The organism is Herbaspirillum sp. ST 5-3 (assembly GCF_004804275.1).
Lineage (GTDB): Bacteria > Pseudomonadota > Gammaproteobacteria > Burkholderiales > Burkholderiaceae_D > Noviherbaspirillum.
This window is the reverse complement of sequence record NZ_STGI01000001.1, coordinates 460616-474318: the sequence shown is the minus strand read 5'-3', so window position 1 is coordinate 474318 and position 13703 is coordinate 460616. Positions and strand designations below refer to the sequence as shown.

Annotated in this window: 13 protein-coding genes; 8 read left to right on the top strand and 5 right to left on the bottom strand. The window is 62.8% G+C overall.

Going from position 1 to position 13703, the window contains the following annotated elements:
- Window positions 1-4: 4 nt before the first annotated feature.
- The 6 genes from E6W33_RS02330 to E6W33_RS02305 all read left to right on the top strand — a co-directional run bounded on the left by E6W33_RS02330 (window position 5) and on the right by E6W33_RS02305 (window position 6062).
- Window positions 5-910 (top strand): zinc ABC transporter substrate-binding protein, encoded by a 906-nt coding sequence (locus tag E6W33_RS02330; RefSeq protein ID WP_136413854.1) that lies wholly within the window; start codon window positions 5-7, stop codon window positions 908-910.
- Window positions 907-1695 carry a metal ABC transporter permease gene (locus E6W33_RS02325; RefSeq protein WP_136413852.1) on the top strand — a complete coding sequence of 263 codons (789 nt, stop codon included), beginning with the start codon at window positions 907-909 and terminating at the stop codon, window positions 1693-1695. The genes E6W33_RS02330 and E6W33_RS02325 overlap by 4 nt, the downstream gene beginning before the upstream one ends.
- 134 nt (window positions 1696-1829) lie before the next feature.
- On the top strand, window positions 1830-2531 hold the full coding sequence (locus E6W33_RS02320; RefSeq protein WP_136413850.1) for an ABC transporter ATP-binding protein: 702 nt from the start codon (window positions 1830-1832) through the stop codon (window positions 2529-2531).
- Window positions 2528-3922, top strand: coding sequence for an FtsX-like permease family protein (locus E6W33_RS02315; protein WP_136413848.1), 1395 nt, complete (start codon window positions 2528-2530; stop codon window positions 3920-3922). Before E6W33_RS02320 ends, E6W33_RS02315 begins: the two co-directional genes overlap by 4 nt.
- Before the next feature lie 131 nt (window positions 3923-4053).
- On the top strand, window positions 4054-4818 hold the full coding sequence (locus E6W33_RS02310; protein ID WP_136413846.1) for an outer membrane lipoprotein-sorting protein: 765 nt from the start codon (window positions 4054-4056) through the stop codon (window positions 4816-4818).
- A complete protein-coding gene (locus E6W33_RS02305) occupies window positions 4815-6062 on the top strand; it encodes a hypothetical protein (RefSeq protein ID WP_136413844.1) in 1248 nt (415 codons plus the stop codon). Before E6W33_RS02310 ends, E6W33_RS02305 begins: the two co-directional genes overlap by 4 nt.
- Window positions 6063-6072: 10 nt before the next feature.
- Here E6W33_RS02305 and E6W33_RS02300 read toward each other — a convergent pair whose 3' ends face one another.
- Both E6W33_RS02300 and ygiD read right to left on the bottom strand, forming a co-directional pair.
- Window positions 6073-8355, bottom strand: a complete 2283-nt coding sequence (locus E6W33_RS02300; protein WP_136413842.1) for an EAL domain-containing protein — start codon at window positions 8353-8355, stop codon at window positions 6073-6075.
- Between the two features lie 256 nt (window positions 8356-8611).
- Complete coding sequence (gene ygiD / locus E6W33_RS02295; protein WP_136413840.1) at window positions 8612-9406, bottom strand: 4,5-DOPA dioxygenase extradiol; 795 nt, start codon at window positions 9404-9406, stop codon at window positions 8612-8614.
- 114 nt (window positions 9407-9520) lie between these two features.
- Between ygiD and E6W33_RS02290 the strand changes: the two genes are divergently transcribed.
- Window positions 9521-10180 (top strand): class I SAM-dependent methyltransferase, encoded by a 660-nt coding sequence (locus E6W33_RS02290; protein ID WP_136413838.1) that lies wholly within the window; start codon window positions 9521-9523, stop codon window positions 10178-10180.
- Between the two features lie 16 nt (window positions 10181-10196).
- On the opposite strand, the gene E6W33_RS02285 is transcribed toward E6W33_RS02290, so the two are convergent.
- Window positions 10197-11150 carry a LysR family transcriptional regulator gene (locus E6W33_RS02285; RefSeq protein WP_136413836.1) on the bottom strand — a complete coding sequence of 318 codons (954 nt, stop codon included), beginning with the start codon at window positions 11148-11150 and terminating at the stop codon, window positions 10197-10199.
- 108 nt (window positions 11151-11258) lie between these two features.
- Between E6W33_RS02285 and E6W33_RS02280 the strand changes: the two genes are divergently transcribed.
- Entirely contained in the window at window positions 11259-11921 is a 663-nt protein-coding gene (locus tag E6W33_RS02280) for an NAD(P)-binding domain-containing protein (RefSeq protein WP_168798482.1), read from the top strand.
- 54 nt (window positions 11922-11975) lie between these two features.
- Here the strand turns inward: E6W33_RS02280 and E6W33_RS02275 are convergent, their stop codons facing one another.
- Together E6W33_RS02275 and E6W33_RS02270 are read right to left on the bottom strand one after the other, a co-directional pair.
- A complete protein-coding gene (locus E6W33_RS02275; protein ID WP_136413830.1) occupies window positions 11976-12584 on the bottom strand; it encodes an HAD family hydrolase in 609 nt (202 codons plus the stop codon).
- Window positions 12585-12718: 134 nt separating this feature from the next.
- The gene (locus tag E6W33_RS02270) at window positions 12719-13699 is read right to left on the bottom strand and encodes an aldo/keto reductase (RefSeq protein ID WP_136413828.1); all 981 of its coding nucleotides are present in this window, start codon (window positions 13697-13699) and stop codon (window positions 12719-12721) included.
- Window positions 13700-13703 lie beyond the last annotated feature (4 nt).

Here is a 13703-nt window from a genome sequence, read left to right as displayed (position 1 = left end):
AAGAATGAAAAAAATTCTATTTGGATTGAGCGTCGCATTTGCGGCGCTGATGGCATCACCCTCGTATGCGGCGCTCAATGTCCTCGCCTGCGAGCCTGAATGGGCCGCGCTGGCGACGGAGATCGGCGGCGACAAGCTGAAGGTCTCGAGCGCGACGAACGCGCTGCAGGATCCGCACCGTATCGAAGCACGGCCCAGCCTCATTGCGCGCGCACGCAATGCCGACCTGCTGGTCTGCACCGGGCTGGAGCTGGAAGCCGGCTGGCTGCCGATCCTGCTGCAGCAATCCGGCAATGCCAGGATCGTGCCGGGGCAGCCGGGTTATTTCGAAGCCGGAAGCTTCGTACCGCGTCTGGAAGTGCCGAGCCGCGTCGACCGCAGCCAGGGTGACGTGCACGCCGCCGGCAATCCGCATATCCAGCAAGACCCGCGCAATATCGCCAAGGTGGCCGATGCTCTCGTCAAGCGCCTGAGCGAGATCGATGCGGGCAATGCCGCCTACTACCAGTCGCGCTACAAGGACTTCTCCGGCCGCTGGGTCGCAGCCATGAAGAAGTGGGAGCAGAAGGCGACGCCCCTGAATGGCATGCCGGTGGTTGATCACCACAAGAACATGAGCTATCTGCTGAACTGGCTCGGCATGCGCGAAGTGGCGACGCTGGAACCGAAGCCGGGTGTCGAGCCCAGCGCGGCGCACTTGTCGGAACTGGTCAACCAGCTGCAACGCCAGCCGGCAAAGATGGTCATCCGCGCCGCTTATCAGGATGGGCGCGCCTCGCAATGGCTGTCCGAGCATGCGCATATTCCGGCGGTGATGCTGCCCTTTACCGTGGGCGGCAGCGATGCGGCGAAGGACCTGTTCAGCCTGTTCGACGATACGGTGCAGCGTCTGCTGGAGGCAGCCAAATGAGTTTCGAAGCCATGGACTTGTCCATCATCGGGCCGGCGTTTCTCGCCGGCGCCCTGGTACTCGCCACCCATGTCCCGCTCGGCGCGCAGGTCTTGCGTCGCGGCATCGTGTTCATCGATCTGGCGATCGCGCAGATCGCCGCGCTCGGCGTGATCGTCGCGGGCATGGCCGACTTCGAACAGGCCTGGGCCGTGCAGCTTGCGGCCGGCGCGGCGGCAGTGCTGGGCGCGTTCCTGCTGACCTGGACCGAGCGGCGCTGGCCGGAGGTGCAGGAGGCGCAGATCGGAGTGGTGTTCATCCTCGCGGCCACCGGCAGTCTGCTGCTGCTCGCGCATAACCCGCACGGCGGCGAGCATCTGCGCGACCTGCTGGCGGGGCAGATCCTGTGGGTGCGCTATGACCAGCTGATCGTGCCGGCGATTGCGACCGCCGTCATTGCCTTTGCCGTGTTCCGCTTCCGCCATCGGCTGGGGCGGCTCGCGTTCTATCTGCTGTTCGCGCTGGCGGTCACGATCTCGGTGCAACTGGTGGGCGTCTATCTGGTCTTCGCCAGCCTCATCGTTCCCGGACTGGCGGTGCGCAATTATCCGCTCGCACGGCGACTGCCGATTGCTTATGCGGTCGGCATCGCCGGCTATGCATCGGGCCTGGCCGTTTCGCTGGTGTACGACCTGCCCTCGGGCGCGCTGATCGTCTGGTGCCTGGCCGCGCTGGCGGTGGTGGTATATGGCTTCGGACCGGCGACCACCCGCGGACGCGACCTGCCTGTGATGGAAACTTATTGAGGCCGGCGGAAGGGGCGCACCTCGGGCGGTTTTTTTCGTGTTTCATCGCCACCTTTTGCATTTCGTCGCAAAAGGGTCGCCTGTTCTCGCAGAAATGGCTATATTGGCAACGTTTCCATTCCTGCGAGAGCGTCATGCAACCTGTCGTCCTGAAACAAGTCGGCAAGACCTATCATCTCGATGCGGTCGATGTTCCGGCATTAAGCGATATCAACCTCGAAATCCGCCCCAACTGCTTTACCGTCATCTCGGGCGCATCCGGCAGCGGCAAGACCACGCTGCTCAACCTGATCGGCTGCATCGACCGGGCCGATCATGGCGATATCCTGGTCGCAGGACAGGACGTGAAGTCCATGTCCGACGACGCCTTGTCGGATTTTCGTGCGCAGCATCTCGGCTTCATCTTCCAGAACTTCAACCTGCTGCCGGTATTGACGGCCTACGAGAACGTGGAGTATCCGCTGCTGCTGGCAAAGATGCCCGCAGCCAAGCGCAGGGAGCGCGTGCGCGCGCTGCTTGATGCGGTGGGCCTTGCTGATCGCGCCAACAACCGCCCTGGCCAGTTGTCCGGCGGACAGCGCCAGCGGGTGGCGATTGCACGCGCGCTGGCGACCCAGCCGCAACTGGTGCTGGCCGATGAACCGACTGCCAACCTCGACAGCCAGACCGGCGCGGCCATCATCGCCCTGATGCGCAAGATGCAGCGTGAGCATCACGTGTCCTTCGTGTTCTCGTCACATGACCCGAACGTGCTCGCGGAGGCCGACGACGCGGTATTCATCCGCGACGGCCGCATTACCGGCATCGAACGCCGCAACGGGGAGGTGCGCGCATGAAGACCTTCTCGCTCGCCTTGCGCAACCTGCTGCGCAACCGCCGCCGCTCGCTCACCACGCTGCTGGCGATGATTGTCGGCCTGGTCGCGATACTGCTTTTCGGCGGCTACAGCCGCAACGTCATCCTGGCCATGCAAACCGGTTATGTGCAGCTGCATGGCCATTTCCAGATCCAGCGCAAGGACTATTTCCTCTACGGCAGCGGCAATCCCGCCGCCTATGGTCTGCCCGATTACCAGCGCCTCATCGACACGATAAAGCGCGATCCCGTGCTTTCGCCCATGCTGACCATGGTCACGCCCAAGCTGCAATTGAGCGGCATCGGCGGCAATTTCTCGGCCGGCGTTTCCAAGACGGTGCTCGCCAGCGGCATTGTGGTCGACGACCAGAACAAGATGCGGGCCTGGGATGATTACGGCAGCATGAGCTTTGCGCGTCCGCTGGCACTGACCGGCACCGCGCCGGATGCAGTGGTGGTCGGCACCGGGGTGGCGCGCATCCTGCAACTGTGCGGCCCGCTCAAGGTGCCGGATTGCCGGCAACCGGAGCCCCGCGGCGAGGCAACGGGACCGAGCGCGCCAGACGACATCGCCGCGCTCTCCGCGATGGAAAAGCCGAGCGAACCGCAAGCGGATGCACAGGGAGCGACTATCGAGATGCTGGCGGCCAACCTGCATGGCGCACCCAATGTCGCGCGACTGAATGTGGTCAAGGCGGAGAACCAGGGCTTGAAGGAGGCCGATGATGTTTTCATGATCATGCACCTGTCGCAGGCGCAGCGACTCATTTACGGTAGCGAAGCGCCGCAGGTCACCGCGATCCAGTTGCAGTTGCAGCATACCAGCCAGATGCCGGCAGCCAAGGCGCGGCTGGAAGAATTGCTGGCGACCACTTTCAAGGATACCTCGCTGGAGGTCCAGGCCTTCCAGACGCTCGCGCCGATTTACGGGCAGACCATCCAGTTCTTCAATTCCGTGTTCGGTTTCATCGCCACCTTGATCGGCGTGATCGTGCTGTTCACGGTCGGCAATACCATGAGCATGGCGGTGGTTGAACGCACCGTTGAAATCGGTACCCTGCGCGCCATCGGCCAGCGGCGCGGCGGCATCCGGCGCCTGTTCATGTGCGAGGGGATGATGCTTGGCGTGATCGGCTCCATCCTTGGCGTGGCGATCGCGGTGCTGCTGTCTGCGCTGATCAACCACAGCGGCCTGACATGGACGCCGCCCGGCTATGTCTATGCGTATCCCGTCAAGACGCGGGTGTGGGGTGAAAACGGCCTGATGCTCGGCAGCGTGATTGGCCTGATCGTGGTGGCAATCGTGTCGGCATGGTGGCCGGCCAACCGCGCCTCGAAGATGGTGATCGTGGATGCCTTGCGCCATGTGTAACGGCGTGAATTAAAAGCGTTGTCCACGAAAGGCACGGAAAACACGAAAAAACGCAATGCACCTTTTTCCGAGACGCATTCCTTTCGTGTTTTCCGTGGACAAAAAAACATTTTCCAAACAAGAGAAAACGTATGCGAGTCTTCACAGCAGTGTTTCTACTCACCATCGGCGGGCTGGCACATGCCGCGCCCACCGCGCAGGACATCCTCGCGGCCAGCGATGCCGTGCGCAATCCCGACTATTCCTTCGGTCTGACCACCACACTGATCGAATACAAGAGCGGCAAGCAGAACGACACCAGCACGCTGGCGGTGTATTCGAAGGCGGACAAGAACAGCGGCCAGTTCCGCAGCCTGATCCGCTTCATCGCGCCGGCACGCGATGCCAACAAGCTGATGCTCAAGAGCGGAAACGACCTGTGGTTCTACGATCCGTCCAACAAGGCCAGCATCCGCATCTCGCCGCAGCAGCGCCTGCTTGGCCAGGCCGCCAACGGCGATATCGTCACGGCCAATCTCGCCAAGGACTACAAGGCGGAACTGGAGGCGGAGGAGGATACGCAGGACGGCGACCGGAAGACCCGCCACTGCTACAAGCTTGCCCTGGCCGCGACCGCGCCCGACGTCACCTACCATCGCATCGAGATGTGGATAGACACGAGCAACAACCGCCCGGTCAAGGCGCGCTACTACACCGAAAGCGGACGCCTGCTCAAGAGCGCCTACTTCCGCCGCTACCAGACGCAGCTCGGCGCCGAGCGGCCGACAGAAACCGTCATCATCGACGGCCTCGATCCGAATTGGGTGACGGTGATGCGCTTTTCCGACTATGCAAAACGCGATGTGCCGGAAGCATGGCTGCAGCGCGATTACCTGCCGCGGTTCAAGCCGGAATGAAGCGCATCCTGGCGATATGCCTGCTGACGGCATCAGGCACGGTGCTGGCCGCGGATGCGGACGAGGACGCGCTGCGCCTGGCTGACGATGCGCCGGCTGCCGTAGAGCGCGCCCGCGACTGGCAATGGTTTGTGGAGGGCGCAGTCGGTCAGTCGGCATTGCGCAGTGGCGGCACGGTCGATAACCAGCGTCTGTCGATCGACGTGCAGCTCGACAAGGCATTGGCGCCCGGCTGGCGCGCGGTCTTCGCCGACCGGCTCGACCTGAACTGGCACGACCAGCCAACGCGCCAGAACGGCATCAACACGCTCAAGGAAGCCTATGTCAGCTGGCAGGCACGCGACGACCAGTTGTTCGACTTCGGCCGCATCAACGCGCGCTACGGCGTTGCGACCGGCTACAACCCGACCGATTATTTCCGCGCCGGCGCAACCCGCTTCGTGGTCTCCGCCGATCCGGCCAGCCTGAAAAAGAATCGCATGGGCAGCGTCATGCTGCGCACTCAGAGCTTGTGGGAGAGCGGCTCGCTGACGGCGCTGTATTCGCCGAAGCTGGCGACGCGGCCGAACGAGGCATCGTTGAATCCCGACATCGGCGCCACCAACAATCAACACCGCTGGCTGATTGCCGCGAGCCACAAGCTGTCCGACAACATCGAGCCGCAATGGCTGCTCTACGATGAAGAACACAAGGCGCCGCAGCTCGGCTTCAATCTGGCCATGCTGGTCAACGACGCGACGGTGTCCTACCTCGAATGGTCGGGCGGTCGCAGCCGTTCACTGCTGTCGCAGGCACTGAACGGGGCCGACGACAGCGCCTTCCGCAGTCGTCTCTCCACCGGTCTGACTTACACCACATCGAACAAGCTGTCGCTCACGCTGGAGTACCAGTACAACGGCGCGGGCCTGAGCAAGGCGGAGTGGGATGCGCTGCCGCGAACCTCGCCGCTTGCCTACCTGCGCTACCGGCAGGCGCTGCAGGATTGGCAGGACATGCCCACGCGCCAGGCGGTGTTTTTCTACGGTGCCTGGCAGGACGTGATGATCAGCCACTTCGATCTGAATGCCATGCTGCGCTTCAATGTCGCCGACCACAGTCGTTTGTCTTGGCTGGAGGCGCGCTATCGCTGGGACCGCGCGGAAGCGGCCTTGCAATGGCAGATGAACAGCGGCGAGCGTGCCAGCGAATTCGGTGCCGTGCCGCAGCAGCGGGCGGTACAGGCGGTGCTCAGGTATTTCTTCTGACGCGGGTCGCTCAGACCTGGGCAATGCGGATATTCTGCTTGCGCAGCAAATCGGTGAGCGCATCGGCCGGGACTGCGGCGCTGTAGAAAAAGCCTTGCGCCGCGAGGCAGCCGTGCGTCTGCAGGAACTTGACCTGTTCCGGTGTTTCCACGCCTTCGGCCAGCACGTTCAGCCGCAGGCTTTGCGCCATCGAGATGATGGCGGTGACCAGCGCGGTGTCGCTCGCGCTCTGGCCGATGCCGCTGACGAAGGAACGGTCGATCTTCAGCGCATCGACCGGAAAGCGCTGCAGGTAGGCCAGGCTGGAATAACCGGTGCCGAAGTCATCGATCGACAGCTTGATGCCCATGTCGCTCAGATGCCGCAGGGTGGATATATTGTCTTCGGTGCGATGCATCAGAATGGTTTCGGTGAGTTCCAGGTCGACGCTGTCGGGCGGCACGCCGGTCTCCGCAAGGATGCGTTCGACGCTCTCCCTGAAATTGGGCTGGAAGAACTGGCGCGACGACAGGTTGACCGCCACCACCATCTGCGTAAAGCCGAGTTCATGCCACTTTCGCAACTGCTTGCAGGCTTCCCGCAATACCCATTCTCCGATAGGAAGAATCAGGCCGGTTTCTTCCGCGACCGCAATGAAATCGCTGCAGACGACAGTCGCCTTGGTGTTGGGGCATTGCCAGCGAAGCAAGGCTTCCGCGGAAAAAATCCTGCCGGTTTCCAGGTCCACCTGCGGCTGGTAATGCAGGACGAATTCATCATGGGCCAGGGCATGCCGCAACGCGTTTGACGTTGCATGCCTCTGCTGCGCCACCCGGTTGAGCGAAGGCGTAAAGAACTGGAAATTGCCGCGCCCTTTTTCCTTCGCGTAGTACATCGCGGTGTCGGCGGTGCGCATCAGGGTTTCGACATCGGTGCCGTCATCCGGATACATGCTGATGCCGATGCTGCCGGAGACATGCAGTTCATGGCTGGCGCAATCGTAGGGCGCATCGAGCAGGTCGAGCGCCTTGCGCGCCACCAGTGCCGCATCCGAGGCGCCACCGACCAGCGGCAGCACCAGCACGAATTCGTCGCCGCCCAGGCGCGCCACCGTGTCGCCTTCGCGCACGCAGCAGCGCAGGCGTTCCGCGGCCATCTGCAACAGGCAGTCGCCGATCTGATGGCCGAGCGAATCGTTGATGTGCTTGAAATAGTCGAGATCGATGAACAGTACCGCGACCTGCGTCTCGCTGCGATGGGCGTGTGCCAAGGCCTGCTGCAGACGATCCCGCAGCAGCGAGCGGTTGGGCAGGTTGGTCAGCGCATCGTGGTCGGCCAGGTAGCGGATACGCTCCTGCGCCTGCCTGTGCGCGCTCAGGTCGAGCACAAAGGCCACGCCCTCCTGCGCCGTGTCGTCGACCAGCGCCGCGCCGATCAGGATCGGCACCCGGCTTCCGTTCTTGTGGATGTACTCCTTCTCGAACGGCGTCGAGGTGCCGGTGCGCTGCAGGTCTTGCAGTGCGTGCAAGCTCTCTTGTGCGTATTCCGGCGCAGCGATGTTCGACAGCAGCACCTTGCCTTCCTGCAGCTCTTCCTTGCTGTAGCCGAGCAGGTGCAGGAACGCGTCGTTTGCCTCGGTGATGCGGCCGTCCATGCGCCAGAAATAGACGCCGATGATGTTCGACTCCACCAGGCGGCGCAGGCGCGCTTCGCTTTTGCGCAAGGATTCCTCAACCCGTACACGTTCATTGATTTCCGTATTCAGGCGATCGTTCGCATTGGCCAGTTCGACGGTCCTTTGCGTCACGCGCTGCTCCAGCATGTCGTAAGCGTGCTGCAAATGCGTTTCGATTTGCCGGCGCAGTGCGACTTCCTTTTGCAGCTGGCAATTCTTCTCGGCCAGCGTGCGCTGCATCGACCCCAGCGCCAGGTGCGCGCTCACACGCGCCAGCACTTCCTCGACCTGGAACGGCTTGGTCACGTAGTCGACCGCGCCCGCCTCGAAGCCGCGCAGCTTGTCGCTGTTGTCCGCCAGTGCAGTCATGAAAATCACCGGAATGTCACGCAACTGCTCGGCCGCCTTCAGTCGGCGGCAGATCTCGAAGCCGTCGATGTCAGGCATCATGACGTCGAGCAGGATCAGATCGGGCTGCACGAAGCTGGCACGCTGCATGGCTTCTTCGCCATCCTGCGCCACGACCACGCGATAACCGTGTTCTTCAAGTACATGCGTCAGCAACGCCAGGTTTGCCGGTGTGTCGTCGACCATCAAAATGGTTTCTTCGGTTGGCGGCGGCGTGCTTTCCTGGTTCATCCGGTTTTTCCTTTTTCATTGCAGGATGGCGGACGACATGATGCTCCGGTGTGCGATACCGGGTCGCAGCAGACGGGGACGAGGGCGCTAAGCATGATGTTTGCCGGGCAATGCGAGGACCTTGAGAAGGAATTGCCGCGATCAGGCAGTGATGTCACGGGCGGCAAGGCTGTGATGCTGCAAGAACCAACAATCGTTAGACTTGCCGCTTTCCGACGAGTTCAGGTTCTCCTGCCGGAAGGCATGTTTTCCGCTGTCAGGTGCGCGGGCCGACGACCGCGCTGAGCATGCTGATGGAACCGAGCTCGATGCCGTCGACGGGAATCGCAATCGGCTCGCCTTGCTGCTGCGTTCCGACAATATAAAGCAGCGGCAAAAAATGCTCCGCCGTCGGCACCGACAAGCGCGCATCCTCTCCCCATTGCGCGTAATCGATCAGGCGTTCGACCTCGCCGCGCCGCAAGCAGCCGCGGATCGCGTCATTGAAGCGAATGGCCCAGTCATAGGCGTCGCCGTTGTTCCACTTGATCGTGCGCAGGTTGTGCACCACATTGCCGCTGGCCATGATCAGGACGCCTTCGTCGCGCAGCGAAGCGAGGCGCTGGCCGATTTCAAAATGGAAGCGGTTCGGGCGGCTGACATCGATGCTGAGCTGGATCACAGGCACATCCGCCTCGGGATACATCTTGACCAAAATTGACCAGGTGCCATGGTCCAGTCCCCAGCTTTCATCCAGCGCGACATCGACCGGACGCAGCAAGTCGCGCACGCGCGCCGCCAGCGCCGGCGCGCCGGGCGCCGGATACTGCACGTCGAACAGCGCCTGCGGAAAACCGCCGAAGTCATGGATGGTCCTCGGCGCATCCATCGCCGTCACCTGCGTGCCGCGCGTAGTCCAGTGTGCCGAAATCGCCACGATCGCCTTCGGTTTCGGCATGGCAGTCGCCAGTTGCCGCCATGCGGCGGTGCTGGCGTTCTCTTCCAGGGCATTCATCGGACTGCCATGGCCGAAAAAAATGGCGGGCATGCGGGGGGAGGGCGACGGAGTCATGGCATGTATCCGGTTGGATTGCGCTGGCGCAAACAATTGAACGGCGTTGACAAGAGTAGTGTCGCACATGAATCCAAATTCGTTTTGTCGATCGGATTTTGTTGAGAGGCAATCATGTCGAATCGCACCGTCAACCTCAACGACGCGCTGTATCACTACCTGCTCGATGTGTCGCTGCGCGAACATGCAGTGCTTGCCGAACTGCGTGCCGCAACGCTCAGCCATCCGCACGCCAGCATGCAGATCGCACCCGAGCAAGGCCAGTTCATGGCGTTGCTGGTAAAGATGCTGGGCGCACGGCGCACGCTGGAGATCGGCGTGTTCACCGGCTACAGCGCGCTTGCGGTGGCGCTTGCCCTGCCGGACGAGGGGCGCGTCATCGGCTGCGATATCAGCCGCGAATATACCGATGTTGCACGTTCGTATTGGGACAGGGCCGGTGTCGGGCACAAGATCGACCTGCGCCTCGCACCCGCGCTCGAAACCCTTGATGCGCTGATCGCGCAGGGACAGGAAGGCAGTTTCGATTTTGCCTTCATCGATGCGGACAAGACTGCGTATGACGCGTATTACGAGCGTTGCCTGACACTCCTGCGCAGCGGCGGCGTGATCGCCGTGGATAACGTGCTGTGGAGCGGGCGCGTGATCATGCCGGGGGCCGATGCGGATACGCTGGCGATCCAGGCCTTCAACCGCAAGCTGCATCAGGACGCGCGGATCGACTTGTCGCTGGTGCCGATCGGGGACGGATTGACGCTGGCGAGGAAGCGCTGAGGAAGTCCGGTTCGTGTCAGGCCGCGAAGGCGCGCAGCGCGGATGGCCGCACATGGAGCGCCTCGGTTTTGGCCAGGTTTTCGAGCAGGTATTCCACCGTCGCGCGTACCCTCGGCGCGACCAGTGCACGATGCGGATACTGCAGCACCATTTCGCGTGCGCCGGAATGATGCTGCGCGGCGAGAAGCACCTTCAGCCGTCCTTCGCGCAAATGCGGCCACGCATGGTGCACGCCGGCCTGCGCAATGCCGAGGCCGAGCAGCGCCGCGTCGACCACGGCCTCCGGCGCGGAGACCGTCAGCACGGGCGATGCCGGCTCGACATCGATGACCTCTCCGCGCTTTCCCTTGAAATTCCAGCGCGATACCTGGCCGTTCAGAAAGCGCAAGGCAATCATGCGATGCCGCTCCAGGTCTTCGCGGCGCTTCGGCACGCCATGCTCCTTCAGGTAGGCGGGCGAGGCGACCAACACCGTATGCAGCGTGCAAACATGGCGCGAAATCAGGCTCGACTCTTCAATCACGCCGCCGCGCAGTGCCAGGTCGTAGCCGTCCTTGACCAGATCGATGCGACGATCTTCCATGTCCACTTCCATCGTCAGCGCGGGATAGCGCTTCGCCAGCGCCGGAATCAGAGGCAGCAGATAGAAGCGCCCGAAGGCGCTGCTGGTGGAGATGCGCACCCGGCCCATCGGCGCAGCGCGCTGTGCTGCGACGGCATCGATCGCATCGTCGAGCGCGGTAATCGCAATGCGGGCGCGTTCAAGGAAGGCCGTGCCTTCGGCGGTGAGCTGGAGCGAGCGCGTGGTCCGGTTCATCAGCCGCACGCCGAGGGCGCGCTCCAGGCCGGCGACGTTCTTGCTCACCGCCGCCGCGGAAATGCCGAGCGCCCTGGCTGCGGCGGCGAGGCTGCCGCGCTCGGCGGCATGAACGAACGATAGGATCGCGCGAACGCGCTGGGACGAATCCATTGCCAACCTCAGGTTATCAATATCATGAGTAATTATAGTCTTCTGCTCATCAATCTCGTCGCCCACAATACATGCACATCCACTTGATTCACTTGAAGGAGAATGAACATGAGCAATGCAGCAAAGGCCGTCGCGGTTCTCGGCAATGGCATGGTTGGCGTCGCGGTCGCCAAGGGTTTCGCAGAACTCGGCTACCGCGTCGTGTTCGGCACGCGCGACACGGCGGGTGCCAAGACGAAGGAAGCGCTTGCGGCGGTGCCCGGCGCGCAAGCGGCGTCCTTTGCGCAGGCGGCAAGGCAGGGCGATCTTGCTTTTGTCGCGCTGCCCTGGAGCGGACTGGAAGAGGGGCTGCGCGCAGCGGGCGCCGGCAATCTCGCGGGCAAGCTCGTCATCGACGCGTCCAATCCGCTCGACTTTTCACAGGGTATGCCGCGTCTTGCGATCGGCCACACGGATTCGGCCGGGGAACGGGTGCAAGACCTGTTGCCGGAAGCGAAGGTGGTGAAGGCTTTCAACACCATCACGGCGGCCCACATGGTCCATCCCAGGCTGCCTGACGGTACGCCCGACATGTTCATTGCGGGCAACGACGATGGCGCCAAGGCGGAAGTGTCAGCCTTGCTGCGCGCTTTCGGCTGGCGCGCGCCGATTGACATGGGTGACATCACGGCCAGTCGCCTGCTCGAGGCGCTGGCGATGCTGTGGATCAGCTACGGCTTCCGCAACGACCATTGGTCGCACGGCTTCAGCCTGCTCGGGCAGAAGCGCTGACTTGACCGGAAGACCCCTCGCTTCGCCGCTGAACAAGCAACGGCGAGGCGGGAATTATTGCTTGAGCCACCAGTCCGCGAAGTCGGCGAGATCCGCGTGCTGCGAGTGCGCGCAGCGCAGTTCGTCGCCGATGTTCGGACTGCCGTTGGGCTGGCGCAGGATCAGCGCCGCGTGGATGTCGGCTGGAATGCCGCGCAGGTAGGGCAGGTAGTCGTCGACAAACGCCACCGGTTGCAACTCCCGCAATACAGCGGCTTTCGGGCTGGTCTCGCCGTCGGCATGCGAAGTCGCGATCACGCGCTCGATGGGGAAGCCGCAGTCGCGCAGGTTTTGCAGTCGCGCTGTCTGGAAGTCGGCCTGGATCGCCGAGACGCACACCAGTTCATAGCCGGCCTCGGCCAGCGCATGGCATGCCTCGACCGCGCCGGGAATGGCCGGAATCGAAGACCAGTATGCATAGTCGAAGCAGCGCCTGAACTGCTCCAGTTCGTCACCCGTGAGCCGCCGCACTTCAAAGCGGTCGAGCGGCCAGTACGCGTGCGGGTCACGCACCGCCGGTACGGTGCCGAAGGCCTTCGCCCATGCGGCGCGATAGGCCTGGTGATAATCGACGAGGACGCCATCGCCATCCAGGGCGATCACTGGTTTTCGAGTTGATGTCATTTACGTAATGCGAATCAGGAGACCTTCGGAACACGGCACGATGCACCACCGGCCACCGAAATCATAGCACCCGCATGCGCGGGCCATGATCTCGGGTGTCTCCGGATGCGCCGCGTGCTGCGACCGGCAGCAGGTCAGCTGAATCCGACCACCGCATGCGGCACGTACGGTTCTTCCAGCCGCTCGATTTCTTCCGTGGTGAGCTTGAGGGATAGCGCCGCGACCGCGTCATCGAGATGCTGCATCTTCGTCGCGCCGACGATGGGGGCAGTGACGGGAGATTTTTGCAACACCCAGGCCAGCGCGACCTGCGCGCGCGGGACATTGCGCTCCCTGGCGATTTCGGCGACGCGCTCGACCACCTTGCGGTCTTCGTTCGCGGTATTGATGTAGAGCCCCTTGCCGAACTCATCCGTTTCCATGCGGGCGCTGCCTTCATCCCAGTCGCGGGTCAGCCGACCGCGCGCCATCGGGCTCCACGGAATCACCGCGATGCCTTCGGCGCGGCACAGGGGCAGCATCTCGCGCTCCTCTTCACGGTAAAGCAGGTTGACATAATTCTGCATGCTGACGAAGCGCGTCCAGCCGTTCTTCTCGGCGACATGCAAGGCCTTTGAAAACTGCCATGCATGCATCGACGAAGCGCCCACGTAGCGCGCCTTGCCCGCCTTCACCACATCATGCAGGGCTTCGACGGTTTCCTCGATCGGCGTCTTGTAGTCCCAGCGGTGAATCTGATAGAGGTCGACATAGTCGGTGCCGAGCCGGCGCAGGCTGGCATCGATCTCGGCCATGATCGCCTTGCGCGACAGGCCTTGTCCGTTGGGGCCGGGATGCATGCGGCCATGCACCTTGGTGGCGATGACGACATTGTCGCGCGATGCATAGTCCTTCAGCGCGCGGCCGAGGATTTCCTCGCTGGTACCGTCGGAATAGATATTGGCGGTGTCGAAAAAATTGATGCCGAGGTCGAGCGCTTTCTTGATGAAGGGGCGGCTCTGCTCCTCGTTCAAGGTCCAGGGATGCGAGCCGCGCCCCGGTTCGCCATAGCTCATGCAACCGAGACACAAGCGCGAAACATCCATGCCGGTACGGCCGAATTTGGTGTAGTCCATCGTG

Bases quoted from the DNA above. Each gene is read 5' to 3' on its own strand.
- E6W33_RS02275 (WP_136413830.1), bottom strand. From the start codon at position 12,584: ATGACATCAACTCGAAAACCAGTGATCGCCCTGGATGGCGATGGCGTC.
- E6W33_RS02305 (WP_136413844.1), top strand. From the start codon at position 4,815: ATGAAGCGCATCCTGGCGATATGCCTGCTGACGGCATCAGGCACGGTG.
- E6W33_RS02310 (WP_136413846.1), top strand. From the start codon at position 4,054: ATGCGAGTCTTCACAGCAGTGTTTCTACTCACCATCGGCGGGCTGGCA.
- E6W33_RS02300 (WP_136413842.1), bottom strand. From the start codon at position 8,355: ATGAACCAGGAAAGCACGCCGCCGCCAACCGAAGAAACCATTTTGATG.
- E6W33_RS02315 (WP_136413848.1), top strand. From the start codon at position 2,528: ATGAAGACCTTCTCGCTCGCCTTGCGCAACCTGCTGCGCAACCGCCGC.
- E6W33_RS02320 (WP_136413850.1), top strand. From the start codon at position 1,830: ATGCAACCTGTCGTCCTGAAACAAGTCGGCAAGACCTATCATCTCGAT.
- E6W33_RS02270 (WP_136413828.1), bottom strand. From the start codon at position 13,699: ATGGACTACACCAAATTCGGCCGTACCGGCATGGATGTTTCGCGCTTG.
- E6W33_RS02325 (WP_136413852.1), top strand. From the start codon at position 907: ATGAGTTTCGAAGCCATGGACTTGTCCATCATCGGGCCGGCGTTTCTC.
- E6W33_RS02280 (WP_168798482.1), top strand. From the start codon at position 11,259: ATGAGCAATGCAGCAAAGGCCGTCGCGGTTCTCGGCAATGGCATGGTT.
- ygiD (WP_136413840.1), bottom strand. From the start codon at position 9,406: ATGACTCCGTCGCCCTCCCCCCGCATGCCCGCCATTTTTTTCGGCCAT.
- E6W33_RS02290 (WP_136413838.1), top strand. From the start codon at position 9,521: ATGTCGAATCGCACCGTCAACCTCAACGACGCGCTGTATCACTACCTG.
- E6W33_RS02285 (WP_136413836.1), bottom strand. From the start codon at position 11,150: ATGGATTCGTCCCAGCGCGTTCGCGCGATCCTATCGTTCGTTCATGCC.
- E6W33_RS02330 (WP_136413854.1), top strand. From the start codon at position 5: ATGAAAAAAATTCTATTTGGATTGAGCGTCGCATTTGCGGCGCTGATG.